The organism is Mesorhizobium sp. M2E.F.Ca.ET.219.01.1.1 (genome assembly GCF_004016445.2).
Taxonomy (GTDB): domain Bacteria; phylum Pseudomonadota; class Alphaproteobacteria; order Rhizobiales; family Rhizobiaceae; genus Mesorhizobium.
The window spans coordinates 1-291 of sequence record NZ_SADT02000242.1; the positions used below are offsets into that span (position 1 = coordinate 1).

A 291-nucleotide genomic window follows, 5' to 3' on the forward strand; every position below is an offset into this window, starting at 1 on the left:
CGACGCTGTTGCCGTCAGGGGCGATGTCGGCAAGGAAACCGACATCGTGGCCATGTTCGGCGCCGTCGACCGCGCCTTTGGCAGGCTCGATGCCTTCGTCAACAACGCCGGCATCGTTGACGTCAAGGCGCGCGTCGACGAGATGGATGTTTCGCGGCTGGAGCGCATGATGCGCATCAATGTCGTGGGCTCGTTCCTGTGTGCCCGCGAGGCGGTCAAGCGCATGTCGACGCGGCATGGCGGTTCGGGCGGTGCGATCGTCAACATCTCGTCGGCGGCGGCGACGCTGGG

1 protein-coding gene is annotated in these 291 nt (G+C 66.0%); it reads left to right on the top strand.

The features are described 5' to 3' along the window. Window positions 1-291: SDR family NAD(P)-dependent oxidoreductase (locus EN862_RS35680; protein WP_135913343.1), on the top strand; the 291-nt coding region annotated here is incomplete at both ends.